Source organism: Aliarcobacter cryaerophilus ATCC 43158, from assembly GCF_003660105.1.
Lineage (GTDB): Bacteria > Campylobacterota > Campylobacteria > Campylobacterales > Arcobacteraceae > Aliarcobacter > Aliarcobacter cryaerophilus.
Window position 1 is genome coordinate 1,621,310 of the sequence record NZ_CP032823.1, and the last position, 26,565, is coordinate 1,647,874.

Annotated in this window: 22 protein-coding genes; 15 read left to right on the plus strand and 7 right to left on the minus strand. The window is 29.5% G+C overall.

Translation table 11 applies throughout. From position 1 onward, the window contains the following. Positions 1-48 precede the first annotated feature (48 nt). On the plus strand, positions 49-387 hold the full coding sequence (locus ACRYA_RS08205; RefSeq protein ID WP_105916592.1) for a DsrE family protein: 339 nt from the start codon (positions 49-51) through the stop codon (positions 385-387). On the opposite strand, the gene bioA is transcribed toward ACRYA_RS08205, so the two are convergent. The 5 genes from bioA to ACRYA_RS08230 all read right to left on the minus strand — a co-directional run bounded on the left by bioA (position 384) and on the right by ACRYA_RS08230 (position 8,436). Then, complete coding sequence (gene bioA, locus ACRYA_RS08210; protein WP_105916593.1) at positions 384-1,655, minus strand: adenosylmethionine--8-amino-7-oxononanoate transaminase; 1,272 nt, start codon at positions 1,653-1,655, stop codon at positions 384-386. The two genes, ACRYA_RS08205 and bioA, sit on opposite strands and share 4 nt — an antisense overlap. Then, positions 1,652-3,592, minus strand: a complete 1,941-nt coding sequence (locus ACRYA_RS08215; RefSeq protein WP_121443302.1) for an ABC transporter substrate-binding protein — start codon at positions 3,590-3,592, stop codon at positions 1,652-1,654. Before ACRYA_RS08215 ends, bioA begins: the two co-directional genes overlap by 4 nt. Positions 3,593-3,650: 58 nt before the next feature. Continuing rightward, positions 3,651-5,183, minus strand: a complete 1,533-nt coding sequence (gene purH, locus ACRYA_RS08220; RefSeq protein WP_105918203.1) for a bifunctional phosphoribosylaminoimidazolecarboxamide formyltransferase/IMP cyclohydrolase — start codon at positions 5,181-5,183, stop codon at positions 3,651-3,653. Between the two features lie 16 nt (positions 5,184-5,199). After that, positions 5,200-7,413, minus strand: coding sequence for a phosphoribosylformylglycinamidine synthase subunit PurL (purL, locus tag ACRYA_RS08225; protein WP_105918204.1), 2,214 nt, complete (start codon positions 7,411-7,413; stop codon positions 5,200-5,202). Positions 7,414-7,476: 63 nt separating this feature from the next. Further along, on the minus strand, positions 7,477-8,436 hold the full coding sequence (locus ACRYA_RS08230; protein ID WP_228199743.1) for a L,D-transpeptidase family protein: 960 nt from the start codon (positions 8,434-8,436) through the stop codon (positions 7,477-7,479). A gap of 79 nt (positions 8,437-8,515) precedes the next feature. Here ACRYA_RS08230 and ACRYA_RS08235 point away from each other — a divergent pair, with 79 nt between their 5' ends. Beyond that, a complete protein-coding gene (locus ACRYA_RS08235; RefSeq protein ID WP_105918206.1) occupies positions 8,516-9,706 on the plus strand; it encodes a peptidoglycan DD-metalloendopeptidase family protein in 1,191 nt (396 codons plus the stop codon). A gap of 82 nt (positions 9,707-9,788) precedes the next feature. On the opposite strand, the gene ACRYA_RS08240 is transcribed toward ACRYA_RS08235, so the two are convergent. Next, the gene (locus tag ACRYA_RS08240) at positions 9,789-11,372 is read right to left on the minus strand and encodes a nitrite/sulfite reductase (RefSeq protein WP_105918207.1); all 1,584 of its coding nucleotides are present in this window, start codon (positions 11,370-11,372) and stop codon (positions 9,789-9,791) included. A 195-nt stretch (positions 11,373-11,567) separates the two neighbouring features. On the opposite strand from ACRYA_RS08240, the gene ACRYA_RS08245 reads away from it, so the two are divergent. The 3 genes from ACRYA_RS08245 (at position 11,568) to ACRYA_RS08255 (ending at position 15,116) form a co-directional block, all read left to right on the plus strand. After that, positions 11,568-12,656 (plus strand): peptidase M42, encoded by a 1,089-nt coding sequence (locus ACRYA_RS08245; RefSeq protein ID WP_105918208.1) that lies wholly within the window; start codon positions 11,568-11,570, stop codon positions 12,654-12,656. 20 nt (positions 12,657-12,676) lie between these two features. Then, the gene (locus ACRYA_RS08250; protein WP_105918209.1) at positions 12,677-12,904 is read left to right on the plus strand and encodes a hypothetical protein; all 228 of its coding nucleotides are present in this window, start codon (positions 12,677-12,679) and stop codon (positions 12,902-12,904) included. A gap of 88 nt (positions 12,905-12,992) precedes the next feature. Continuing rightward, positions 12,993-15,116, plus strand: a complete 2,124-nt coding sequence (locus tag ACRYA_RS08255; protein ID WP_105918210.1) for a helix-hairpin-helix domain-containing protein — start codon at positions 12,993-12,995, stop codon at positions 15,114-15,116. Positions 15,117-15,178: 62 nt separating this feature from the next. Here ACRYA_RS08255 and ACRYA_RS08260 read toward each other — a convergent pair whose 3' ends face one another. Further along, entirely contained in the window at positions 15,179-16,993 is a 1,815-nt protein-coding gene (locus ACRYA_RS08260) for a menaquinone biosynthesis decarboxylase (protein WP_105918211.1), read from the minus strand. Positions 16,994-17,270: 277 nt separating this feature from the next. Here ACRYA_RS08260 and ACRYA_RS08265 point away from each other — a divergent pair, with 277 nt between their 5' ends. From ACRYA_RS08265 to ACRYA_RS08310, 10 genes are read left to right on the plus strand one after another with little or no spacing between them, the layout of a single operon-like run. Next, complete coding sequence (locus ACRYA_RS08265) at positions 17,271-17,633, plus strand: NADH-quinone oxidoreductase subunit A (RefSeq protein ID WP_105911033.1); 363 nt, start codon at positions 17,271-17,273, stop codon at positions 17,631-17,633. Next, on the plus strand, positions 17,624-18,139 hold the full coding sequence (locus ACRYA_RS08270; RefSeq protein ID WP_105911034.1) for an NADH-quinone oxidoreductase subunit B: 516 nt from the start codon (positions 17,624-17,626) through the stop codon (positions 18,137-18,139). The genes ACRYA_RS08265 and ACRYA_RS08270 overlap by 10 nt, the downstream gene beginning before the upstream one ends. Beyond that, on the plus strand, positions 18,132-19,766 hold the full coding sequence (locus ACRYA_RS08275; RefSeq protein WP_105918212.1) for an NADH-quinone oxidoreductase subunit D: 1,635 nt from the start codon (positions 18,132-18,134) through the stop codon (positions 19,764-19,766). Before ACRYA_RS08270 ends, ACRYA_RS08275 begins: the two co-directional genes overlap by 8 nt. Continuing rightward, positions 19,766-20,251 (plus strand): NADH-quinone oxidoreductase subunit NuoE family protein, encoded by a 486-nt coding sequence (locus tag ACRYA_RS08280; RefSeq protein ID WP_105913187.1) that lies wholly within the window; start codon positions 19,766-19,768, stop codon positions 20,249-20,251. Before ACRYA_RS08275 ends, ACRYA_RS08280 begins: the two co-directional genes overlap by 1 nt. Next, positions 20,241-21,494: an NADH-quinone oxidoreductase subunit NuoF gene (gene nuoF / locus ACRYA_RS08285; protein WP_105918213.1), complete on the plus strand. Its 1,254-nt coding sequence runs from the start codon at positions 20,241-20,243 to the stop codon at positions 21,492-21,494. Before ACRYA_RS08280 ends, nuoF begins: the two co-directional genes overlap by 11 nt. Before the next feature lie 32 nt (positions 21,495-21,526). Continuing rightward, on the plus strand, positions 21,527-22,813 hold the full coding sequence (locus ACRYA_RS08290) for a citrate synthase (protein WP_105918214.1): 1,287 nt from the start codon (positions 21,527-21,529) through the stop codon (positions 22,811-22,813). A 21-nt stretch (positions 22,814-22,834) separates the two neighbouring features. After that, positions 22,835-24,271 carry an NADH-quinone oxidoreductase subunit G gene (locus ACRYA_RS08295; protein ID WP_105918215.1) on the plus strand — a complete coding sequence of 479 codons (1,437 nt, stop codon included), beginning with the start codon at positions 22,835-22,837 and terminating at the stop codon, positions 24,269-24,271. After that, positions 24,268-25,542, plus strand: a complete 1,275-nt coding sequence (locus ACRYA_RS08300) for a complex I subunit 1/NuoH family protein (protein ID WP_105918216.1) — start codon at positions 24,268-24,270, stop codon at positions 25,540-25,542. Before ACRYA_RS08295 ends, ACRYA_RS08300 begins: the two co-directional genes overlap by 4 nt. 1 nt (position 25,543) lies before the next feature. After that, positions 25,544-26,044 (plus strand): NuoI/complex I 23 kDa subunit family protein, encoded by a 501-nt coding sequence (locus tag ACRYA_RS08305; protein ID WP_105914682.1) that lies wholly within the window; start codon positions 25,544-25,546, stop codon positions 26,042-26,044. After that, positions 26,044-26,565 carry an NADH-quinone oxidoreductase subunit J family protein gene (locus ACRYA_RS08310; RefSeq protein ID WP_105914683.1) on the plus strand — a complete coding sequence of 174 codons (522 nt, stop codon included), beginning with the start codon at positions 26,044-26,046 and terminating at the stop codon, positions 26,563-26,565. The genes ACRYA_RS08305 and ACRYA_RS08310 overlap by 1 nt, the downstream gene beginning before the upstream one ends.

Genomic DNA, 26,565 nt, shown 5'->3' on the forward strand with positions numbered 1-26,565 from the left:
TTAAAATAGTATTATACAAATTTAAAGATTATAATAAAGGCATTTAAAATGAAAGAGAATTTACTTATAGTTTGGACCAATGGAGATATTGAAGTTGCAAATAATTTTCCTCTTCTATATTCAAGTGTAATTTTAGATAGAAAATATTGGAAAACAGCACATTTGATGATTTGGGGTCCATCTATTTTACTTGTAAAAGAGACTTTTATTCAAGAAAAACTAAAATATATCTTAAGTACAGGAGTAACAATGAGTGCTTGTATTGTTTGTGTAGAAGATTATGGAGCAAGAGATGAATTGGAAAAACTTGGTATTGAAATAACTCATACTGGTGAATTTTTGACAAATGCTTTAAAAGATGAAAGTTTTTCGGTTTTAACTATTTAAGCTTGTTTTTCTAAATATTTTATTGCTTCTATCATGGTTCTTGTGATTTTTTTTAGCTCTTTTTTTGATATTGTGTATGCAACAATAGAGTAAAAAAGTTTTCCAAAAGGACGAAGCCAAACTCCATTTTTTATACAAAAATCTTGAAGTTGGGAAGCATAAACATTATCTTTTAGCTCTATTACTCCAATAGCTCCAATATTTCTTACATCTTGCACTAAAAAACTATCTTTTACTTTTTCTAACTCTTTTTTAAAGATTTTCTCAATTTTTAAAACTCTTTTTTTCCAATTAAAGTTTAAAAGCTCATCAATAGATGCATTTGCAACACTACATGCTAGTGGATTTGCCATAAATGTAGGTCCATGCATAAGAACTTTAATATCACTATTTGAAATAGTATCGCTTATATTTTTAGAAGTAATCATTGCAGCCATTGTTAAAGTTCCGCCAGTAAGACCTTTTCCAATAGTTAAAATATCTGGTTTTATATTTGTATGCAAAAAAGCAAACATCTCTCCTGTATGCCCAAAACCAGTTGCAATTTCATCTAAAATCATTAAAATATCATATTTTGTACAAATTGCTCTTACTTTTTCTAAGTACTTTGGGTTATATATTCTCATTCCACCAGCACCTTGAACAACTGGTTCAAGAATGAACCCTGCAATTTTTTCATGATGTATTTGTAAAGTTTCCTCTAAATCTTTCAAAGCTTCGCTAAAATCTGATTCAAAACCCAATCTTGGAGCTTCTACAAAAATATTAGAACTTAAATAATCCCCATATAATGAATGCATTGAATTTTCAGGATCACAAACACTCATAGCGCCTAATGTATCACCATGATAAGCATTTTTTAAAGCTAAAAATTTAAATTTCTCTTTTCCTTTTGCTTTTTGATATAAAATTGCTGTTTTTAATGCAACTTCTACTGAAACTGAACCACTATCGCATAGAAATACAGAGTTTAAACCAGTTATCTGTACAAGCTTTTTTGCCAAAATTGAAGCTGGAGAATGAGTTAATCCACCAAACATAATATGAGGCATAGTTTTTGCTTGTTTTTTCAAAGATTTATATATTTTTTTATTGTTATAACCTAAAATTGCACTCCACCATGAACTCATTCCATCAATTAGAATATCTCCTTCTTCTAAAAAAATCTTACAATTTTTTGTCTTTTTAACACCCAAAATTGGACTTATTGATGGTAAAGAGTTATAAGGATGCCAAAGATGATTTTTATCTATTTCTAAATAATTCAATTTTTTATCTCTTCTAATATATTTTTAGCTAAAACAATAGTTGTAATAACACCTTTTTGCTGGATATTTTTATACTTAAAGCTACAATTTTTCATAAAGATATCTCCATTTAGATGTGTTTTTATAATCTGATTTGACATATAAAGCCCTATGCCTGTTCCACTATATTGGTGTTTTGTAGTAAAGTATGGTTCAAATACCTTGTCTAAGATATCATCTTCTACTCCACCTGCATTATCTTTTATTTCTATTAAAATTCTATTTGGGAAGTTTTTTATTGATATAAAAACAACCCTATCTTTGATTTTTTTCTCAATAAAAGCATCTTTTGAGTTATTTATAATATTTATAAATACTTGCATAAGCTCTGTTTCATATGCAATAATATCAATATCTTCATAATCAAACTCAACTTTGATAGAGTTCTCTTTTAAAGTTGCTTCCAAAAAACTCAAGCTTTTTTCAATATTTTTTACCAAGCTAAACTTTGTTTTATCTTTTTGAGGTTTAAAAAAATATCTAAAATCATCTATTGTATCAGATAGATATTTTGCTGTATCTACAATTTGCTCTATACTTTTTATAAGCTCTTCATCTTCCAAAATATTTAGCTGTTTTTTTAATTTTAATCCACTAGCACTTGTACTTATAACCGAAAGTGGCTGTCTCCACTGATGAGCTATATTTTCTATCATTTGACCCATTGCTACCATTTTTTGTTGTTGAGCTAAAATTCTATCTTTTTCTTGATGCTTATCTAACTCCTTTTTTATCCTTATTGCAAGTTTTTTATTCATTATTTTTAATCTATTTGTTTTTATATTTACAAGATTTTTTAATCTTTTGTTTAGCTTTATTATAAAATATTGTCTATATACAAAAATTGCTGTAATAACAAAAATAATTAATATAAGTTTCCATAAAAATGATAAATTAAAATGCTCTTCAAACTTAGAATACAACCATTTTTCTAGTCTACTTTTTTTATCAACTCCTATAAAATTGTCTATTTTAAATTCACTATTTATATATCCCATAACATTATACAAATCATATATTCTTTGAACTTTTTCTTGTTTAATATCTCCTAATTTATTATCATTTAAATATGATAATTTTTTTAGCTCATTTGCTTCAAACAGAAGTTCATCTTTTGAAAGTTTTTGAGTATTATATTTTTCAAAAATAACATCAACACTTTTTTGTATGTTACTATAAGAATATTCCCATCCTTTTAAAGATGCTTTTTTAAATTTTTCAACAATACTATAATCATTGTTATATTTATCAATATTCGTTATCAAAAAATCACTGTACATATCAAAACCATAATCTTTTGGATAAAAAATATTATATTTTATCCCCTCTTTTTGTAATATAAATGGCGTTTTTGAAGTATAAGCAGAGATAATATCAACTTTTTTATCTATCAAATCATAAATATTGTGTGAGTGTTCTACTTCAGTTATACTTTTTAAATCTATTTTACTAGCTGTTAACATAGCTTTTAATGACACTTCACTTCCATCATCTTTTGTTCTCATAAGTTTTTTATTTTCAAACTCATAAAAGGTATCTATTCCTGAATCTTTTGTTGTAAGAAGTACTAAAGGTGTCGCTTGAAAAATTGCAGCAAGAGCTATGATTTTTGGATATTTTGCTTTTTCAAGGATTAGATTTTCTCTTCCTATTGCAAAATCTACATTTCCATCGTTTACCATTTTGGGAATATTCATACCTAAAGAAAATGGCAAAATCTGAACATCAAGTCCAGCATCTTTGTAAAATCCTTGCTCTTTTGCCATATAATAACCAGCAAATTGGAACTGATCAAACCAAGATAGTTGAATTGTAACTTTTGTTAAATCTTTTGAATATAAGTTTATATTTAAAAAGATTACTAAAAAAAGAAGTTTAAGATTTAAAAAAAGTCTCAATTTTTGCCTTTAAAATCTATACCAAATTTTTTGGTATAGATAAGTTTAATATAAATACTTAATGTAAAAAGTGTCTAATTCCTGAGAAATATAAAGCCATATCATACTCATTTGCAGCTTCTATAATTTCATCATCTCTAATACTTCCACCTGGCTCAATTACGCACTTAACTCCAGCTTTTTGTGCCTCATCAATACTATCTCTAAATGGGAAAAATGCTTCAGATGCTAATACAGCTCCATTTACATCAATTCCCATATCAAGAGCTTTTCTTAAAGCTGCTTTACTTGCATCAACTCTAGATGTCATTCCCATTCCAACAGCAACCATTGCAGAATTTTTAACATACACAACACAGTTTGATTTTGTTAAAGATGCAATTTTATAAGCGATTTCCATATCTTTTACTTCTTGCTCGTTTGCTGCTCTTTTTGACATAAGCTTAGAGTTTCTAACCTCATCATTTGCAACTTTATCAGCTTCTTGATATACAAATCCACCATCAACTCTTTTAAAATCAAAACTATCATTTGCTAGTTCTAAATATTTTGTTCCTTGAGAGAATAGTTTAATTCTTTTTTTAGTTTCAAAAACTTCAACTGCATCTGCAGTGAAATCTGCTGCAAAAACAACTTCAAGGAAAATTTCATTCATTTTTACTGCAAGCTCTTTATCTACAGTTCCATTAACAGCAACAACTCCTCCAAAAGCACTTACAGGGTCACATTTTAAAGCTTCAATATATGAGTCTAATAATGTATCTTTAATAGCAAATCCACAAGGATTTCCATGTTTTACAATACAAACAGCATTATCTGTTCCAAACGATGCCGCAATTCTAGCAGCTCCACTAATATCACCCATATTATTAAAACTTGGCTCTCCTTTAATTACTTTAAATTTATTTGAAAATTGAGATTCAAACTCATATAAAGCACCTTTTTGATGTGGATTTTCTCCATATCTTGTATCAAATACTTTAGAACCTACAATAAATTGTTTTGCTCCAAAACCATTGTTAAATCTTTTATTCATATAATTTGCAATCATAGAGTCATAAGAGGCTGTGTGCTCATAAGCTTTAATCATCAAATCTCTTCTAAATTCAACTGTATTTGTCTTATTTTTAATATTATTTAAAACTAAATCATAATCAGCAACATCTGTTACAATAATTACTGAATCAAAGTTTTTAGCAGCACTTCGCACCATTGCTGGTCCACCAATATCAATATTTTCAATAATCTCTTCAAAATCAGTAGTTTTTTCAATTGTTGCTTTAAATGGATATAAATTTACACAAACTAAATCAATCCCTTCTACACCTAACTCTTTTGCCTCATCAAGATGAGATTGTTTATCTCGCCTATGAAGAATTCCACCATGAATATATGGATTTAAAGTTTTTACTCTCCCTTCAAAACACTCAGGAAATTTTGTAACTTCATTTGCTTCAATTACAGCTATTCCTTCTTCTTTTAATTTACTATATGTCCCACCTGTAGAGATTATCTCATATCCTAATTTTACAAGCTCTTTTGCAAAATTTACAACTCCACTTTTATCACTTACACTAATTAATGCTCTCATTTTTTACCTTATTGTCTTATTGATCTTGTTCTATTACTTCTTTAAATCTGTTAAAGTAAACTTTACTCAAATTATCTAACTCTTTAAAAATATCATTTATAATAACTTTGTCTCCACCTGTTTTTCCGATAGCTACATAAGAAACTCCATTTTTAGAAGCTAATTTTTCAAAAGCTTCACAATTATTTAACTGAACTTCAACAATTGCTCTACTTAAAGATTCACTAAAAATATCTTTTGAATCTTCAAGTGATATATTTGCCTCAACTCCAATATTTCCAACAACTGCCATTTTTGCTAGTGAAATAGCAACTCCACCAAGATTTACATCTTTAGCACTTTTTAAAAGTTTGGCTTTGTTTGCTTCAATTACTGTATTCCATAAAGCTAACTCTTTTTCAAAATCAACCTTAGGATGAGTTCCAGCAACTTTTCCATAAAATTTTTTTAGATATAAACTTCCACCAAATTCACTATAAGTATCACCTAAAAGATACAATATATTTCCATTTGCTTGAAATTTAGAAGGAAGCACATTTTGTGCATCTTCATTTATTCCAACCATTGCAATTGAAGGAGTAGGAAATACACTAACTCCATTTGTTTCATTATATAGTGAAACATTTCCACCAATAACAGGAGTATTTAAAGCTCTACAAGCATTTTTAATACCTTCACAACTCTCTTTAAACTGCCACATAACTTCTGGATTTTGTGGATTTCCGAAGTTCAAACAATCTGTAATTGCTTTTGGAACTGCTCCACTCATAGCAACATTTCTACCACTTTCCATAACAGCTGCTGCTGCTCCTAATTGTGGGTTTATGTAACAAAATCTTGTATTACAATCTGCACTCATTGAAAGAGCTTTTCCAGTCTCTTTGATTCTAATTGTAGAACCATCTAAACTTCCTGGACCTTTAATTGTATTTGTTTGCACCATTGAGTCAAATTGAGAATAAATCCAAGATTTATCTACAACTTCCATATCAGAAAATAGCTCATCAAAAGCAACTTGATTTGAAATTTGTTTATCTAATTTTATATTTTGAATAGTTTTTAAATACTCTGGCTCTTTTATAGGTCTATCAAGAACTGGCGCTTCTTCTGATACAGGTTGAACTGGAACATCTGCAACTTTTTCTCCATACCAAAATAGCTCCATGTGACCACTACTTGTAACTTCACCAATAACAGCAACATCTAGTTCCCATTTTTGGAAAATATCAATTATTTTTTGCTCACAGCCTTTTTTAGCACAAATTAGCATTCTCTCTTGAGATTCACTTAACATAAAGTCATAAGGAGTCATTCCTTCTTCTCGTGCAGGAACTTTGTCTAAATGCATAATCATTCCTGAACCACTTCTTCCTGCCATTTCAAATGAAGAAGATGTAAGTCCAGCAGCACCCATATCTTGAATACCAACAATTAAATCAGCTTTGAACAGTTCTAAACAAGCCTCTAAAAGTAATTTTTCAGTAAATGGATCTCCAACTTGAACAGTTGGTCTTTTGCTTTCACTATCTTCCGTAAAAGAAGCACTTGACATAACTGCACCACCAAGACCATCTCGTCCTGTTTTACTTCCAACATAAATAACTGGATTTCCAATTCCCTCAGCTCGTCCATAAAAAATTTCATCAGTTTTTGCAAGTCCTAAAGTAAATGCATTTACAAGATTATTTCCAGCATAACACTCTTCAAAACTTGTCTCTCCACCAATAGTTGGAACTCCCATACAGTTTCCATATCCACCAATTCCAGCAACAACACCTTTTAGTAAGTATCTATGTTTTTTTGCAGCTTCACTATTACCTTCAATTGAAGCAAATCTAATAGAGTTCATACTAGCAATTGGACGTGCACCCATTGTAAATACGTCTCTTAAAATTCCTCCAACTCCAGTTGCAGCTCCTTGATAAGGCTCAATAAAGCTTGGGTGATTGTGTGATTCCATTTTAAATACAGCAGCATATCCATCACCAATGTCTATTACTCCAGCATTTTCACCAGGACCTTGAATAACCCATGGTGCTTTTGTTGGGAAACCACTTAAATATTTTTTACTTGATTTATAAGAGCAGTGTTCGCTCCACATTGCAGAGAAGATACCAACTTCAACATAGTTTGGTTCTCTTCCTAAGATTTTTTTTATATTCTCAAACTCATCTTTTGTTAAAGAGTGCGCTATTGCTATCTCTTCTATATTCATATCTTTTTTTTGCATTTTTCGCCTTAAATCTTTGTCAATTTTTAAGGCGATTGTATCTAAAAAGAGTTAAAAATGTTTTTAATCTTCAGCTAAAATTTGTACTTTGTTATTTGCAATTTCAATAAAAAGCTCTTTTTTACCAACAAACTTAACAGATGGACTATAATATTCCTCATCCATAACAGCTCTATATATTTTTTTACCCAAAGAGTTTGGATAAGGACTTATATCCATATTATAAAGATTAATTACCTTATTCTCATTTTTAGCAAAAACTTGCTTTTTTTGATTTGCAAAAGTATTAAAATCACTTCTATCCGATCTTTTAAAATCTTTTGAATAAAAAGATAAGTACTCATTTATGTTTGATACTTTCCATGCATCTTTCCACTTGTATATTGAACTTAGAATAAGAGCTATATCGTCTTTTTTTGCTTTTTTAAACTCATCACTACTAGTTATTAATACAGTTTTTTTATAATCAATATTTTTTTCTAGTTCTTTTAATTTCTCATTATTTAGTGCTAAGCAGCCTTGAGTATAATTTTCTCTATCTCCATTTAAAGGCATTCCATGTATCCAAATTCCATGACCTTTTTTATTTAAACTTTGGTCAAAATTATTCGGATATGAAGTAACAAGTGCTAAAGGTCCATAAAATTGGTCAAGCCCTGTTCTTTTTTGAACTAAATCATAAGAACCTTCAGGAGTTTTTTTATCACCTTCTAAATATTTATCACCAGCTTTTTCACCAATAATCATATTATCTTTTGAGATTTTTTTAAAATCATCTCCATTTTTTGCAAACAAACTCATCTCTTTATTGTTTTTTTGCGCAACAATAACATACTCTTTTGTCTCATAAAAACCGTAATCTACATTTTTATTTTCAAGGTATTTTTTCCATGAGTTAACATCTCTTAAACTCTTTTCAAGTTCTTTTTCTACTGCGTTTATCCCTTGAGTTCTATACAACTCTAAAAAATCTTTAGAAAAAAGATTTACAGATAAAAATACTACAATAACCAACTTTAACAAATTATGCTCCATTTTCTTTTTAAGTTTTGGGATTGTATAATACTTGTCCTAATTTTTTAATAAAAAGGGATTATAGATTGTGAAAAAAATTATTTTACTTATTTGCGTTTTATTTAATACACTATTTTCGGCTCAAATAGAAGAGCTTTCTTGGCAAAAAGGAGAAAGTTTTTTAACATTTTTAGAAAAAAATAAAATCCCTTTAAAGTTATACTATGACTTGGATAAAGAAGATCAAGAACTTTGTAGTGAAATTCAATCTGGAAATAGATTTTTCTCATACACAGAAGATGATGGAAGTTTAACACAAGCTCTAATTCCTGTCTCACTAGATATGCAAATACATATTTATAAAGATAGTTCAAATGATTACAAATTTCAAACTCTACCTATTAACTATACTGAAAACTCTGAATTAATAGCTATTCCTATAACAGAATCTATATCAAATGATATTTTAAAAGCAACAGGAGATGTTACAATAGCAGCTATTTTAAGCTCTCTATTTAGTAACTCAAATGCTGATTTTAAAAAAATGAAAAAAGGTGATTTTATAGCTATTGAATACAATCAAAAAACTTATATGGGAAAACTTCATGGTATGCCTGAAATAAATGCTGCTATGATTCAAATAAATGGAAAACCATTTTATAGGTTTAGAAATAGCAAGGATGATAAATATTATGATGAAAATGGTATTGGGTTTACGAAAACTTATCTTTTTCAAATACCCCTTACATTTACAAGAGTTTCAAGTCCATTTACAAACAAAAGATACCACCCTGTTTTAAAAAGATATAGAGCTCATTTAGGTACAGATTTTGCAGCACCTACAGGAAGAAATATATATGCAGCAAGTGATGGGAGAGTTGAGTTTGTAGGAACTCAAAGTGGATATGGAAAAACTGTTATAATAAATCATCAAAATGGATATAAAACTTTATATGCACATCAAAATGGATTTGCAAAAGGTCTAAGACAAGGACAAATGATAAAAAAAGGTACACATATTGGATATGTTGGTTCAACTGGACTTAGCTCAGGACCACATTTACACTTAGGAATGTATAGAAATAATGTTGCAATTGATCCAATGACTGTTTTACAAAGACCAAAATTTGAAGGACTTGACCCAAAAGACAAATCTACATTTTTGGCAAATACTAAGGGTATTATATCTAAGTTTAATAAGCAAATAGAAAATGATAATAGAACAACTCCAACAAGATTAGATAGAATTTCAGATAGAAGTATTATTAACCTATTTTAAAACTATTTTATTTGTCAAATAATAAAATAGTTGCTAAAAAGTTGAGCTTTCAGGAAGAAAACTCACTTTATTAGCATAATTTTTATTCACTATCTTCTACAAAACCAACTGGCTGTAAAACTGCTAAATAATCTTTAAATCTTACTTGTCCCAAATTATCATTTTTATAGTCATTAATAAGCTTCTCTATATAATCAACAACACCAGTTGAAGGAACTTTTACACCAATTTTTCTAGCAATTCTACTTTTGCTTGTACCTTCTAAATTTCCACCAAGAAGTACATCATAACCCTCAACTCTTTCACCTTCGTGTCTAATCATAGCTCCAACAAATCCAATATCAGCAATTTGTGGATGAGAACATGTATTTCCACAACCAGAAATAGCAATAGTTACATCTTCTTTGAAATCTGGAAATCTATTTTCAAGCTCAACAACAACTTTTTTTGCAAACTCTTTTGTTTCAGTTATACCAAATTTACAGAACTCTTTTCCTGTACATGATTGTAATCTTGCTCTAAATGGATTTGGTGCATATGGGTAACCTAAAGCTTCAAACTCCTCTGCCAAAGATTGAACTACCTCATTTTTTATATCATAAACTAAGAAGTTTTGAGTTGCTGTAAGTGCAACTCCACCAGCACCATATTTTTTACAAATTTCATAAAACTTTACGAAATCCTCTCCAGCAACTCTTCCTGAATTTGTTGCAAATCCAACATAAGAGAGTCCTGATTGTTTTTGTTTATTTATTCCAAAGTGATTTCTATTTTCAAAAGATGCAACAACTGGAGCTGTAAAACCATCTTTAAGTTTATATCCAATAGCTTTTTCTATTGTCTCTACAAATTTTTCAATTCCCCAATCATTTAAAAGATGTCTAACTCTTGCTTTGTTTCTATTATCTCTATTTCCATTATCTCTAAAAATTTCTGCACAAGCAACTGCTACATCTAAAACTTGATCTGGCTTTACATATTTATTTGCTCTTGTTGCTATTTGTTTTGATTTTGATAATCCACCACCAATAGTTAAATCAAATAAAACTTCACCATCTTCTGTTTTAAAAGCTGTAAAAGCAACATCTTGAATCTCATGTGCTGCACAGTGGCATTTACAACCACTAATTCCTATTTTATATTTTCGTGGAAAGTTACAAAATCTATCATCATTCTTATCAAAATATGCATCAACCTCTTTTAAAAGATTTTGAACATCATAAATCTCACCTTCATCAATACCAGTAACAGGACAAGTCATAATAGGTCTTGGACCATCACCTGATGCCATTCTTGAAGTTAGGTTTACACTATTTAGTAAATCAAAAATAGCTGGAATATCTTTTATTTCAATATAGTGGAACTGAACATTTTGTCTTGTTGTAAAATCAACCAAACCTTGAGCATATTTTTGCCCAATTTCTCCCATAACTCTTAATTGTTCTAAATTCATTCTAGCATCAACTAACTTTATTCTTTTCATAAAATATTTTTTATCTTCTAATCCATCTTTATTTATGTGAGGATACATTCCGTACCATTTTAAAAGTCCAATATACTCATCTTTCAAAGGAATCCCTTCTAATGCTTCTTTGTATAAATCGTCTATTACTCTAAGCGGATTTCTTGAAGCTTTCAAAAGTTCAAGTTCTGATAATTGTGCCATACTATTCCTTATTATAATTGTAATTTTTATGAAATTATATCTCGAAAAGTTTAAATACAAATTAAAATAATCTTGATTAAATAACTATAGTAAATATGGCTAAATTTAAGCTACTTTTTAGATTAATATTTAAAATATAGTTTATAATTCCACAACAGAATAAACTTTTATTCTATAAAACTTTAGGAGAACAGTTTGAGTGCTTCATTTTCAAATGAGCCAAAAGATTTTACTCTATTTTTAGATTTACTAAAACAGCTTATTCGGGTTCCTTCTGTTACAGGAGCTGAGCACTCTTTTTTACTTTATTTAAAAAGAGAGCTTGAAGAGATTGGTATAAAAACAGAGCATTATGATGGACTTTTAGTCGCTAGTGGTAAAGAACCATCAAATGGTATATTAAGTGCACATATAGATAGACACGGAGTTATTTGCACAGGTCCAAATGAGTTCCAATTTGCAGCTTTTTTAGCAAAAAATCGCTCTGATTTAAGAGGAAATTCACTTTCAGAACAAACTTTTCAACAAATTTCACAAAGATATATAAATCAAAATGTTCATGCTTACGAGCCATTTAGTGGAGGCTATTTAGGTATTGGAAAAATTACGGATGCTTTTTTAAAAGAAGAGATAAATAATTTAGTCTTTAAAATAGAAGGTTTAAATCACCTACTTCCTAGTACTCCAATTGCTTTTGTAGATAAACTCAAACAAAATGGCAACTTAATCTCTGCGCAACTTGACAATGTTTTAAGTGCAGCAATTATTTTATATCTTTATCAGCATGGATTTGCTGGAACTGCATTTTTTACAGCTCAAGAAGAAGCTGGTAAAAGTTGGAGATTTGTTCACGAATGGTTTAAAAAAAATAAAATATCAACAGATAAACTGGTTGTTCTTGACACAAGCCCTTATGAAACTAGAGAAGAAGCCGATAAGCAACTTGTAGTTTTAAGAAATAAGGATGTAAATGCAAAGTTTAAATCACCTCTTTTAAAAGAGCTTAAACAATTTTGTAAGAAAAATAAAATATCATTTTCTTGTAAAGATAAGTTTATAATTGAAAAAAATAAATTAAGAGAAAAAGAGGGATTAAAACCTATTAGTATTGGAAGTACAGAGTTAGGAAGAATTGTTATGGAATCAAATGGACAAATTCAAGGTTCAACTTTGCAAATTCCAACTACTGGTTATCATACAGTTGATGAGACAGCATCTGTTGAATCTATTAAGGCAATTATTTTTATTTTGAGTAGTTTTTATATAAAAACTGTTAATATTTAATTTTAAAAAAGAAGGGAAAAATGAATTTAGCTATTATTTATGAATTAAGAGCCGCTGATGTACAAGAGGAACATATTGAGCAAATTATGGATAAAGTAAAAAATAGATTAAGTGAAGAAAATATCGATAAAGAGCTTGTAAAGTTGGGCTATCCTAAAATTTTTACTGTTGATTATAGTGAATATGATAGCTTTGATTATAACGATAGCTTTACACCGAATAATAAAGCAAGTTTAAAAGAAGATTGAATCAATAAAAAACCTTAGAATTTAAATTCATAAGCTACTTGCTTATGAATTTAGCTACAATTTCCAAAAAATAAGAAAAGAAAAATTTATGAATTTAATAGAACTACTAAAAGATAAAACAAATCTACCTATAAATATTATTGAAAATATAATAAAACTCCTTGAAGAAGGATGCACTATTCCTTTTATTGCAAGATATAGAAAAGAGTTTACAAATGGTGCAAGTGATATTGAGCTTAGAGTATTTGAAGAAGTTTTTGAATATTCAAAAAAATTAATTCAAAGAAAAGATGAGATAAAAAATCTATTAAAAGAGAAAAACTTTTTAGATGAAAAACTAATAAAATTTTTGGATGAAGCTACAACTTTACAAGCTTTGGAAGATATTTATGCACCATTTAAAGATAAAAAATCTTCAAGAACTACAACTGCTTTAGAAAATGGACTTGAACCATTATCAAATATTATTCAAAGTATGAAATATACAAAAGAAGAGTGTAATCAAAAAGCGAATCAATTTTTAAATGAAAATATCAAAACTATAAACGAAGCAATAAGTGGAGCGAAAGATATAATAGCTCAAAGATACGCAGATGATTTTAAGTCAAAAGAAGTTTTAAGAAATTTAATACAAAATTGGGGTGTTTTAGAAGTAACTCCTACAAAAGAGTTTGATAAAAATGGTCTTTATTCAAATTTTGCAAATACAAATGAAAAAATAAAATATATAAAATCTCATAGAGTTTTGGCAATTTTAAGAGCTGTAAATGAAAAGCAACTATCACTTAAAGTTGAAATTGATGAAAATCATATTTTAGAAAATATTAAAAAATACAAAATTCCTACAAATGCTTCTAGTTCAAAAGAGTTAGTATTTGATGCTTACAAAGATGGTTTAAAAAGATTGTTACTACCTACTTTAAAAAGAGAGGCTATTTCAAACTTAAAAGAGAAAGCTGGAATTGAAGCAATAGAACTATTTGGAAAAAATCTAAAAGAGCTACTTCTTACAGCTCCACTTGTAAATCAAGTAATTTTAGGAATTGACCCTGGATTTAAAACTGGTTGTAAACTTGCAGTTATTGATGAAAATGGACATTTTTTAGATAGTTCTGTTATATATCCTACAAAACCTAAAGAGGATTTAATAAATTCATCAAAAACGGTACTAGAACTTATTAAAAAATATAAAATTACTGCTATTGCTATTGGAAATGGTACTGCTTCAAGAGAAACTGCAAATTTTATTGATGATTTATTAAAAAATGAAGAGTTAAAAAAAGATAATTTTGAAGTCAAATATGCAATAGTTAGTGAAATTGGAGCTAGTGTTTATTCTGCTTCAAAAATAGCTTCGCAAGAGTATCCAAACCTTGATGTAACAATAAGAGGAGCTATTTCTATAGCACAAAGACTAAGAGACCCGATGGCAGCTTTAGTTAAAATTGACCCAAAATCACTAGGAATTGGTCAATACCAACATGATGTAAATCAAAAAGAACTAGAGAAAAAACTAGAAAATATCACAATAGATTTAGTAAATAAAGTTGGGATTGATTTAAACTCTGCTTCATATAAGCTTCTATCTTTTATATCTGGAATTAGTGAAAAATTAGCTCAGAATATAGTTGAGCATAGAGAAAAAATTAAAAAGTTTAATTCAAAAGAGCAACTTTTAAAAGTAAAAGGTTTGGGAGAAAAAGCATTTATTCAAAGTGTTGGATTCTTAAGAATTAAAAATGGTTTGTCTATTTTAGACAATACAGCAATTCATCCTGAAGATTATGAGCTTACTTCAATTTTACAAAAAAAATATACTATTAAAGAGCTAGAAGAGATAAAAGATTTTGAAACAATGGCACTTGAGCTAAATTGTTCTATATTAAAACTAAAAGATATAGTAAATGAATTGCTAAAACCAGGATATGATGTAAGAATTGAATTTAACCAAGTCAAATTCTCAAATGATGTTTTAGATATAAACGACTTAAAAGAGGGATTTATTTTGAATGGAATTGTTCGTAATATAACTGACTTTGGTGCTTTTGTAGATATTGGACTAAAAAATGATGCCCTACTTCATATTTCACAAATTAGTGAAAAAAGAGTTTCGCATCCAAGCGAAGTTTTAAGTATAAATCAAAACCTTGAAAATCTAAAAGTAATAAGTGTTGATTTTGAAAAACAAAGAGTTGGTATTAGCTTAAAATAGATATTTAATTACTTGTGATAAAGAAAGCTATTTTACTAGCTCTTTTTATCTTTTTTCTATTTCTAATACAATTGATGTTTTTTTATAAACTCATCATCAATATCAATAATATTTCGCTCCCTTAAGCTATCAATCACAACTTTTGTGCAGTTTACATCTCCTGGCCATCTTCTTGTAAAACCATCTAAAGAGTTTTTATTTGTTCCATCCAGACAAAGCGTATTTGCTTCTACAAATAAATCTCTATTTGAATCAATATTATTTGTAACTCTCCAAATTAGCATATATGGATTTTCTAAATCATTTGCTTTTTCATCAACAATTACTAAAATTTTTATATGAGAAAATAGAGGTTTTAGCTCTTCAAAAAGATATTTTTGACTTCTTGTTTTTTCTACACTTATAACACAAATTGGATTTTTTGTATCTGTATAGTATTGCTTAAGTCCTTTTATCTCTTTACTTATATTTTGCATTTTGTTTAACAGTTCATTATCTTCTAAAAGTGTAATTCCTAGCTCATCTATCTCTTTTCCTGTACAATCTAGTCCAAGTTTTCCACCAACTGCAAATTTTTGACTTGAGTGGTCAAGATGATCTAAAACTCCTTTTGAAACTAAAATGTCCTCAATATTTATTCTGTTTAAAATATATTTTACAATCTCATCATGTGAAGTTAATTTTGGAGCATCATTATTTACAAAAATTGCATGTTTTACAAAACTCATTTGTCCAACTCCCCAAAATGCATGCATCATTTGGCTTGCATGTCCTGGATAAAAACTATTTATCTTTGCTAAAATAAGGTTATGATAAACACCATTTTCAGGCATATAATAATCTACTAAATCAGGAGCAGTTGTTTTTAAAAGTGGTAAAAATATTCTCTCTGTTGCATAACCCATATACTTATCTTCAAGTGGTGGTTTTCCAACAACTGTTGCTAGAAATACTGGATCTTTTTTAGATGTTATTGCACTTACTTCCATAAAAGGAAACTCTTCATCAAGAGTATAATAACCTGTGTGGTCTCCAAAAGGACCTTCAATTTTTAGTTTACTAGTATCTACAAAACCTTCTATTATATAGTCATTATCTTCAGGAACCCATATATCATTTGTTATAGATTTTACAAGTTTTGCGGGACTATTTTTCACAAATCCATAAAGCATAAGTTCAAAAACTCCAATTGGAAGAGGTGCTTGTCCACACCAAATATACATAGGATCTCCACCAATTCCAATACTTACAGGCATCTTTTTACCAGCTTTTTTGTATTCATGGAAAAAATGATTACTATCTTTATGTATTTGCCAATGCATTCCAAGAGTATTATCAGGGAAAACTTGAAGTCTATACATTCCAAGATTTTTCAACTCTCCATTTAAACTTTGAGTATAAACTTGCCCCATAGTAATAAATGGTCCAGCATCATCTTCCCAAGTTGTAAGAACAGGTAAATCAGTAAGTTTTGCATCACTACCTATTTTTATAACTTCTTGACACTCTCCTTTTTTATTTAATTTTTTTGGGATTGTATTTTTAAGTGAGAATAATTTACCCAAAGTTGATAATTTTTCACTAAAAGTAACAGGGGGTTTTAATTTTAATAAACTCTCTATTTCAGTTCCAATTTTATCTCCATCTCCAATAAAAAGTTTAACTGCATCTTCATTACAAAAAACATTCATTAATAAAGGTTCTTTAAACTTTTTACCATTTTTTCTATCAACTACATTTGTAAATAAAATTGCTTTTGAATCAGGCTTTTTAACCTCTATATATGCAATATGTGGTATTTCAAGATTTATATCTAATTCATCAGGAATTATTTTTAAAAGATTGTGTTTTTCTAAAAGGGCTATTGCTCTTTTCATTATTTTTCCTTTAGGTTTAAATAAGATTTTACTCTATCATTATCTTCTTTAATATCTCTTGATGTTCCTTTTTGTAGCAAATTTAAATTAAGTTTTAATTAAGAAAAATCTTATATTTTAGATATTTTATACATAGTTAATTTGTCAAGATTAGAAAGTATTACATTTTTTCACACTTATATTTTTAATTGATTATAAAACAGCATTAAAATTGTTTAGTTTAAAAAATTTGTGTACAATCAAAATCTGATTATATTTTATAAAAATAGGAAAAAAGATGTCTGCTGAATTAATCTTAGCATCTGCTATATTTATTGCCATTGGGGTAATTCTTGCAGTTGTTTTTATGCTTACCAAATTTATTGGTCCTCAAAATAAAGACTCTGTTATGAAAAACAATGTCTATGAAAGTGGAATTACAAATCCTATTGGAACAACAAACAATAGATTTTCTGTAAAATTCTATTTGGTTGCTATCTCATTTTTACTTTTTGATGTAGAAGTGATTTTTATGTTTCCTTGGGCTGTAAATGTTGTTGATCTGGGAGTTGCTGGACTATTTAAGATGTTTATCTTTATGGGACTGTTGTTTATTGGATTAATTTATATCTATAAGAAAAAGGCTTTATCATGGGATTAGGAGTTGAATCAAGTTTAGGCGATAGCATACTTACTACAAAGTTAGATGCAGCTATTAACTGGGGAAGGTCATATTCTCTTTGGCCTATGGCATTTGGAACTGCATGTTGTGGTATTGAGTTTATGGCAGTGGCTGCTTCAAGATACGATGTTTCAAGATTTGGAGCCGAAGTTGTAAGATTTTCTCCAAGACAAGCAGATTTATTAATAGTTGCTGGAACTATTTCATACAAACAAGCTCCAATTTTGAAAAAAATATATGAGCAAATGTGCGAACCAAAATGGGTAATATCTATGGGAGCATGTGCTTGCAGCGGTGGATTTTATGATAATTATGCGACTGTTCAAGGAATTGATGAGATTATTCCAGTTGATGAGTACGTTGCTGGTTGTCCACCAAGACCAGAAGCTGTTCTTGATGCAATCATGAGAATTCAAGAAAAAGCTAAAAATGAGTCAATTATTAAAGATAGAGTTAAAGAGTACAAAGGATTTTTAGATGCTTAAGTGTGATTTATTAGTTGATTCAAAAGATTTAAGAGCTACTCTTTTAAGATTAAAAAAAGATGAAGATTTTACAATTCTTCTAGATATGACAGCAGTTGATTATTCAAAATTTCCAGACACTACACCATCAAGATTTGCAGTTGTTTATGTTTTAAGAAGCTCTGATTTCAAAAAAGAGACTACTGTAAAAGCATTTGTAAGTGATGAAAGTTTAAGTATTGATACAGTTTGTGATATTTTTGATTCTGCAAATTGGGCTGAAAGAGAAGCTTATGATCAATATGGTGTTATATTTTTAAACCATCCAAATCTTAAAAGAGTTTTAAATCATAAACAATTTGTTGGACATCCTTTAAGAAAAGATTACAAAATAACTCAAGGACAAATTTGTACAGAAACCGAAGATTTAATGGATGAGATGTTACCTCTTCTTAAATCAAAAGGATATACAGATGAAGAGATAGCTGATTTAATGCTTTTAAATGTTGGACCTTCTCATCCAGCAAGTCATGGAACTATAAGAAACTTTGTTGCACTTGAGGGTGAAACAATAGCTGCTTGTGTAACTGAAATTGGTTATTTACATAGAGGTTTTGAAAAAGCTTGTGAACACCACACTTATTCACAAGTAATTCCATATACAGATAGATTAAATTATTGTAGTGCTATTTTAAATAATATCGGATGGGCAAAAGCTATTGAAGATATGATGAAAATTGAGATAACTCCAAGAGCAAAAATGATAAGAGTTGTTATTGGTGAGTTAAGTCGTATAATTGACCACTTTGTTTGTAATGCTGCAAATATGGTTGATTTAGGTGGTCTTACAAGTTTATGGTATTTATTTGGAGCAAGAGATCAAGCTTATGATTTGTTATCAAAACTTACAGGTGCTAGACTTACAAATACTTACACAAGAATTGGTGGTTTAGAGTTTGATTTATATGATGGTTTTGAAAAAGATTTAGAAGAAGTTTTAAAAACATCTGAAAAAGCTATAGAAGATGTTCTGTCTTTAATAGCTCATAATAAACTTTTCCATGATAGAACACAAGATATTGGAGTTATAAAAGCTGATTTTGCACTTGCAAATGGTATTTCTGGACCAAACTTAAGAGCAGCTGGAGTTGCTCATGATTTAAGAAAAGATAAACCATATTATGGATACGAAAACTTTGATTTTGATTTAGTTATAGGAAGTCATGGAGATGTTTATGACAGAATGATGTGTAGATTTGAAGAGTCAATTCAATCTATAAAAATTATAAGACAAGCTATGAAAAATATGCCTGATGGTGCTATAAATGTTTATGCTCCAAATCTTATATTACCAAATAAAAAAGATGTTTATGGAAATATTGAAGGTCTTATGAATCAATTTAAACTTACATTTGAAGGAACTTTAGTTCCAAAAGGTGAGTACTATAGCTCAACAGAGGCTACAAATGGTGAATTAGGGTTTTTTATCGTAAGTGATGGAAGCGGAAGACCATACAAAGTTAAATGTAGACCACCTTGTTTTTATTCTTTAGCTGCTTATTCAAAAATAGTTGAAGGTACAATGCTAGCAGATGCTGTTGTTACAATGGCAAGCTTGAATTTTATTGCTGGGGAGTTTGATAGATAATGAGTAGTTTTAAATATACACCGCAAAATGAAGCGAAATTTCAAGAGTATGCTTCTAGATATCCAAAAATTGACTCTTGTATGCTACCAGCTCTTTGGTTAGTACAAGAGCAAGAAGGTTGGGTAAGCCCAGAAGCTATGGTTTATGTAGCACAAAAAGTAGAAAAAAGTCCAATGCAAGTATATGAAGTAGCAACTTTTTATACTATGTTTAACTTAAAACCAATTGGGAAACACCATATTGAACTTTGTAAAACAGTATCTTGTATGCTTATGGGTGCAAGAGAGTTAAAAGCTTACATAAAAGAGACTTTAGGATTAGAACCAGGTCAAACAAGTACAGATGGACTTTTTACTTTTAGTGAAGTAGAGTGCCAAGGTGCTTGTGGAGATGCTCCAATGATTGCATTAAACAATGTTTATCACGGAAAACTAACAAAAGAGAAGTTAGAAAAAATAATCTGGGAGTGTAAAAATGATAACTAAAATAGTAAGTAAAAATTTTGATATCCCAAATTCACATAAGCTAGAAGTTGCTCTTGCAAATGGAAGATACTCTTCTATAGATAAACTTTTTACTATGAAACCTGAAGATGTAACTGCTGAAGTTACTAAATCAGGTCTACGAGGAAAAGGTGGAGGAGGAGCTGCTTGTGGTCCTAAATGGGAGCTAATGCCTCCTGTTGATGAAAGACCTAGATACTTAATAGTAAATGGGGATGAGAGTGAACCTGGAACTTTTAAAGATAGACAAATTTTTCAATACGATCCACACCTTTTAATTGAGGGAATTATCTGTACTTGTTGGGCAATTCAAGCAAATCATGCTTATATTTATATAAGAGGTGAGTACAAGTTCTTTATTGACAGATTAAATGAAGCAATACAAGAAGCTTATAAAGCAAAAATTATTGGTGATAAAATCATGGATAAATATGATTTTAAAGTTGATATTACAGTTCATAGAGGTGGTGGAGCATATATTTGTGGAGAAAAATCTGCACTTATTGAATCAATCGAAGGTAAAAGAGGACACCCAAGATTAAAACCACATGGAAAAGAGTGTGAGTGGTTTTATGGAGACCCTGCAACTGTAAATAATGTTGAAACTATATCATCGGTTCCCAATATTGTAGAAAATGGAGCTGAAGGCTATACAAAATATGGTACGCCAAAATCTCCAGGAACTATGCTTTTTGCTATTTCAGGACCTGTTAAAAATCCAGGAGTTTATGAACTTCAATATGGTAATAAAATGATTGACTTCTTAAATGAAGTTGGTGGTGGAATGCTTGAAGGTAAAAAACTAAAAGCTATTATTCCAGGTGGAACTTCATGTCCAATATTAACAGCTGATGAAGTAGAAAAAGCTGTATTGGATTATGAGTCTATGTGGGATATAGGTTCAACTTTAGGTACAGGAGGTATGATTGTAATTGATGATAGCGCATGTATGGTTGAAGTTGCAAAAAACATTATTGAATTTTATCATCATGAGTCGTGCGGACAATGTACACCTTGTAGAGAAGGTTGTGGTTGGATTGATAAAATTATAAGAGATATTATAGAAGGTTGTGGGTCTTCAAATGATTTACAAACTATACTTGATGTTTGCGAAACTATGAATGGAAAAACAGTTTGTGTTTTCGCACCTGCTGTTAAGGATATAATAGCAAGTATTGTAAAGAAATTTAGAAGTGAATTTGACGCTTATATTAAAAAAGCATAGATTAGTTTTAAAATTAAAATAAGGAGAACAAAATGGCAAAGAATACAATGACTTTTACTGACAATAGAAATGGTAAAACTTATGAGTACAATATTGTTGATGGTACAAGAGGACCATCTGTTGTAGATATTTCTACATTTTATAGAGATTCAGGAATGTTTACATTTGACCCTGGATATACTTCAACTGCTGCTTGTGAATCAAAAATTACGTTTATTGATGGTGAAAACTCGGAGCTTAAATATAGAGGTTATGATATAGCTGATTTAGCTGGTAAACACTCATTTTTAGATGTTTCTTTCTTACTTATGAATGGAAGATTACCAAATGAAACTGAATCAAAAAATTTAGATTTAGAGATTAGACATAGATCTTTTGTTGATGAGGGAATTATTAGATTATTTGATGCTCTTCCTGATAAAGCTCACCCTATGGCAACAATGGCAGCTTCAACAATGGCACTATCTGCATTTTACAAAGATCATTTACATTTAGAAGATGAAGAAGAGTTCAGAACTATGCAAAATAGAATTATGGCAAAAATGCCAACTATTGCAGCTATGGCATATAGAAACTCAATTGGAACACCAATGATTTATCCAGATATAGATAGATATTTCACAGAAAACTTCTTGTATATGTTAAGAGCATATCCAGGTGGAAAAATGAAATATTTAGGAAATGGAAAAAATCAAGAGATTACTCAAATCGAAGTTGATGCACTAGATGCTATTTTAACTCTTCATGCAGATCACGAACAAAATGCTTCTACAACAACTGTTAGAAATGTAGGTTCAACAGAAGCTCACCCTTATGTTGCAATTGCATCTGGTATATCAGCACTATGGGGTGCAGCTCATGGTGGAGCAAATGAAAAAGTTATGGATCAACTAAGAATGATTGGTGATGTTAAAAATGTTGCTAGTTTTATAGCAAAAGCAAAAGATAAAAATGATCCATTTAGACTTATGGGATTTGGACATAGAGTTTATAAAAATAGAGATCCAAGAGCTGATACTTTAAGAGATTTACAAGGTAAATTAAAAGAGAAATTAAATCTTGATTCAAAATTAATTGACATTGCAACAGCTGTTGAAGAAGCTGCATTAAAAGATGATTACTTTAAAGAAAGAGGTTTATATCCAAATATAGATTTCTATTCAGGAGTAATTTTAACAGCTCTTAAAATTCCAGTAGAGATGTTTACACCTATTTTTGTTATTGGAAGAACTCCAGGTTGGATTGCTCAATGGGCAGAGTTTAAAAGAGATCCAAAACATAAAATTGCTAGACCTAGACAATTATATACAGGTAAATAAAAAATAAGGGGATATGAATTTATGGCTGATCAAGTTAGTATAACAATTAATGGAGTTCAATTTCAAGCTGCCAAAGGTAGCTTGTTAATTGATAAACTATTGGATGAAAAAATCCATATCCCTCACTTTTGTTATCATCAAGCGTTGGGAAAAGATGGAAATTGTAGAATGTGTATGGTTGAAATTGAAGGTCAAAAAAGACCTCAAATTGCCTGTGACACACCTATAAAAGATGGAATGATTGTAAGAACAAAAGGTGAGAAAATAGAGAGTGTTCGAAAAGATATTTTAGAACTTGAACTTATAAATCACCCTATAGATTGTCCTACATGTGACCAAGCTGGTGAGTGTAAACTACAAGATTACTATATGGAATCTGGTTTTTATGCTTCAAGAGTAAATGTTGATGATAAAAATCATGCAAGGAAAAGAGTTGATTTAGGTTCAAACGTAATGTTAGATCAAGAGAGATGTGTACTTTGTCTTAGATGTGTAAGATTTTGTAAAGATATTACAAAAACAGCCGAACTAGGAGTTATAGATAGAACAGATCACTCAGTTATTGGAACATTTCCAGGGCGACCTTTGGATAATCCATATGCTATGAATGTTGTTGATTTATGTCCTGTTGGAGCATTAACGAGTAAAGATTTTAGATTTAAACAAAGAGTTTGGTTCTTACAAAGTTTTGAGGCTATTTGTAATGGTTGTTCAAAAGGGTGTAACATAAATGTAGATCATAGAAAAGAGAAATATAAAGATGATATGATTTATAGATTTAGACCAAGAACAAATAAAGCAGTAAACGGTTGGTTTATGTGTGATTATGGAAGATTATCTTATGAAAATGATGCAACAAATAGATTTACAACTGCATTAATTAATAAAAATGAGACAAATATTTCAAATGCTATTATTAATATCTTCAAAGAGTTATCAAGTCATGAAAATAAATTAATACTTTTAAGTCCTAATTTATCTTATGAAGAGATGATAAATGTAAAAGCACTAGCAAGTAAATTAAATATCAAATTAAGTGGTTATTCTCCAAATAATATTGATGAATCTTTTGCAGATGATTGGTTAAAAAAAGCTGATAAAACTGCTAATAGAGCATCTTTTAAAGAACTTGAAATAGATGAAACTAAAGAGTTTTTTGACAAAGCTTTAAGTGAAGCAAAAACTATTTTTGTTTTAGAAAATAGCTATTTTGAAGATAAGTTAAATTTACTTGAAAATAAAAAACTTATCTCTTTATTCTCTCACCACTGTTTAAGTGTAGGAAACTCTCATATTGCAATTCCTGTTGCATCTTTTTATGAAAAAAGTGGTTCATACATAAACTGTGATGGAATAAGACAAAAAGTTGTTTCTAAATTAGATAAAAATAGTCCTATGCCTACAATTACAACAATTATAGAGAATATTAAATCTATGATTGAAAAAGGAACTATATGAGTACTACAATTATAATTATTGTAAATATTGCCTTATCAGTGGTTCTTGCCGTTGGGCTAACACCACTTTGGGTTTGGTGGGAAAGAAGAATTGCTGGATTTATTCAAGATAGAAGTGGTCCAAACAGATGTAGCATTGGAGTTATAAGACTAGGTGGTCTTGTTCAAGCAGTTGCTGATATGTTAAAACTTATCTTTAAAGAGGATTTCACACCTTCACATATAAAACATAAGTTTTTCTTTACAATTGCTCCTGCTATTGTATTTATAGCTTCTTTTTTAACTTTTGCAGTTATTCCCTATGCTGATGTTTTAACAATAGATGGAAAAGCTCACATAATGCAAGCTATACCAAATGAACTTGGAATTATGTGGTTTTTAGCATTTGCTGGACTTAGTGTTTATGGAATTATTTTAGGTGGTTATTCATCTCAAAGTAAATATGGACTTCTAGGTTCAATTAGAGCTTCTGCACAAGTTATATCTTATGAAGCTGCTATGGGATTAGCAATTATTTCTATGATTGTATCTTATGGTTCAATTCACCTAACTGATATTGTAAATGCACAAACAGGAACTTATTTGGGAGTTATTCCTATGTGGGGAATATTTATTCAACCTTTAGCTGCTATTATATTTATTGTTTGTTCATTTGCAGAGACAAATAGAGCTCCATTTGACTTAGCAGAAGGTGAGAGTGAAATAGTTGCTGGATATCATACAGAATATAGTGCAATGAAATTTGGACTTTTTCAAGTTGGTGAATATGCAGCTATGAGTGCTTCAAGTGCATTAATAGTAACGCTATTTTTTGGTGGTTATCAAATTCCTTGGATGGATACAGCAACTATTCAATCAAATATAAATTATGTTATTTTGGCAATAATTATTTTACTCCCTATTAAAATATTTATATTTACAAGATGGATGAAGAAAAATAACAAAAGAGTTGGAAACGATACAAGTAGAGAAAAAGAGACGAAAATATTAACTGTTATTTTCTGGTCATTGTGTTTAGTAATCATGGGAGTTTTAATATCATTTTTAGTAACTGGGCTTGGAACAAATGGAGTAAATATTGCAACTGCAGTTCTTCAAGTTGGAACTTTTATGGTTAAATTTTTCATGATGGCTTTTGTTTATATGTGGGTTAGATGGACTGTTTTAAGAATTAGATATGACCAACTACAAATGCTAGGATGGAAAGTTTTAATACCTCTAGCTTTATTAAATATTGTAATAACAGCAATTGTTGTTGTGTTAGGAAATTAAGATGGCAATAAAAATAGTACCAAGATATGGAAGTTCATTTAGAGATAAGCTATACATTCCTGCTATTGCTGGTGGAATGAAAACAACTTTTAAGCACTTCTTTAAAAATCTAAGAGATGTAGAAGGATTAAATACTTTACAATATCCAGAGGTTCAACCAACAGATATAACAGAAAGATATAGAGGTGTTCATAGACTTACAAAACATGATGATGGAACAGAAAAATGTGTTGCTTGTTTTATGTGTGCAACAGCATGTCCTGCTGAATGTATATTTATAGAAGCTGAAGAAAGATTTGATGGTGTTGATGAAAAAAGACCAAAAGAGTTTAAAATAGACCTTCTTGAATGTGTATTTTGTGGGTATTGCGTAGAAGCTTGTCCATGTGATGCAATTAGAATGGATACTGGAATTTTCTCTTTTACAGCTTCAACTAGAGAAGAGTTTGTATTAGATAAAAAAGCTCTTATGAAAAATGAGAGATCAAAGGATTTTGAATAATGGCTGATATACTATTTATTGCTTTAGCATTTTTTGCAATTACTGGTGCTATTGCTATGCTAGTTTATAAAAGCCCAATGTTTAGTGCATTGGGACTTTTGATTACTATGCTAAGTGTTGCTGGAATGTTTGCACTTTTAAATGCTACTTTATTGTTTATGGTTCAAATTATCGTTTATGCTGGTGCTATTATGGCTTTAATTCTATTTATTTTAATGTTTTTAAATATCAAAGAAGAGGATTTACCAAAAGAACCTAAAAAATTTATGCTTATAGGTTTTGGTGCAATTTTAATGATTCCTCTAAATCTTTTGGTTTTAAAAGCTGTATCAAATTTGCCTAGTAAAGATTTATATCCTATTGAAGGTGATTTTGGAACTATAAAACCGGTTGGACTTATTCTTTATAATGATTGGATTATAGCATTTGAGTTAATATCAATTTTGCTTCTAATTGCACTAGTAGGTTCTGTTGTTCTTGCAAAAAGAAGAAAAACTAAAATAACTTCAAAGGAGGATTAA

What these genes read in the sequence shown, in the direction of transcription:
- ACRYA_RS08205 (WP_105916592.1), top strand. Translation starts at nt 49, where the DNA reads ATGAAAGAGAATTTACTTATAGTTTGGACCAATGGAGATATTGAAGTT.
- purH (WP_105918203.1), bottom strand. Translation starts at nt 5,183, where the DNA reads ATGAGAGCATTAATTAGTGTAAGTGATAAAAGTGGAGTTGTAAATTTT.
- purL (WP_105918204.1), bottom strand. Translation starts at nt 7,413, where the DNA reads ATGCAAAAAAAAGATATGAATATAGAAGAGATAGCAATAGCGCACTCT.
- ACRYA_RS08240 (WP_105918207.1), bottom strand. Translation starts at nt 11,372, where the DNA reads ATGGCACAATTATCAGAACTTGAACTTTTGAAAGCTTCAAGAAATCCG.
- ACRYA_RS08250 (WP_105918209.1), top strand. Translation starts at nt 12,677, where the DNA reads ATGAATTTAGCTATTATTTATGAATTAAGAGCCGCTGATGTACAAGAG.
- ACRYA_RS08255 (WP_105918210.1), top strand. Translation starts at nt 12,993, where the DNA reads ATGAATTTAATAGAACTACTAAAAGATAAAACAAATCTACCTATAAAT.
- ACRYA_RS08260 (WP_105918211.1), bottom strand. Translation starts at nt 16,993, where the DNA reads ATGAAAAGAGCAATAGCCCTTTTAGAAAAACACAATCTTTTAAAAATA.
- ACRYA_RS08265 (WP_105911033.1), top strand. Translation starts at nt 17,271, where the DNA reads ATGTCTGCTGAATTAATCTTAGCATCTGCTATATTTATTGCCATTGGG.
- ACRYA_RS08270 (WP_105911034.1), top strand. Translation starts at nt 17,624, where the DNA reads ATGGGATTAGGAGTTGAATCAAGTTTAGGCGATAGCATACTTACTACA.
- ACRYA_RS08275 (WP_105918212.1), top strand. Translation starts at nt 18,132, where the DNA reads ATGCTTAAGTGTGATTTATTAGTTGATTCAAAAGATTTAAGAGCTACT.
- ACRYA_RS08280 (WP_105913187.1), top strand. Translation starts at nt 19,766, where the DNA reads ATGAGTAGTTTTAAATATACACCGCAAAATGAAGCGAAATTTCAAGAG.
- nuoF (WP_105918213.1), top strand. Translation starts at nt 20,241, where the DNA reads ATGATAACTAAAATAGTAAGTAAAAATTTTGATATCCCAAATTCACAT.
- ACRYA_RS08290 (WP_105918214.1), top strand. Translation starts at nt 21,527, where the DNA reads ATGGCAAAGAATACAATGACTTTTACTGACAATAGAAATGGTAAAACT.
- ACRYA_RS08295 (WP_105918215.1), top strand. Translation starts at nt 22,835, where the DNA reads ATGGCTGATCAAGTTAGTATAACAATTAATGGAGTTCAATTTCAAGCT.
- ACRYA_RS08300 (WP_105918216.1), top strand. Translation starts at nt 24,268, where the DNA reads ATGAGTACTACAATTATAATTATTGTAAATATTGCCTTATCAGTGGTT.
- ACRYA_RS08305 (WP_105914682.1), top strand. Translation starts at nt 25,544, where the DNA reads ATGGCAATAAAAATAGTACCAAGATATGGAAGTTCATTTAGAGATAAG.
- ACRYA_RS08310 (WP_105914683.1), top strand. Translation starts at nt 26,044, where the DNA reads ATGGCTGATATACTATTTATTGCTTTAGCATTTTTTGCAATTACTGGT.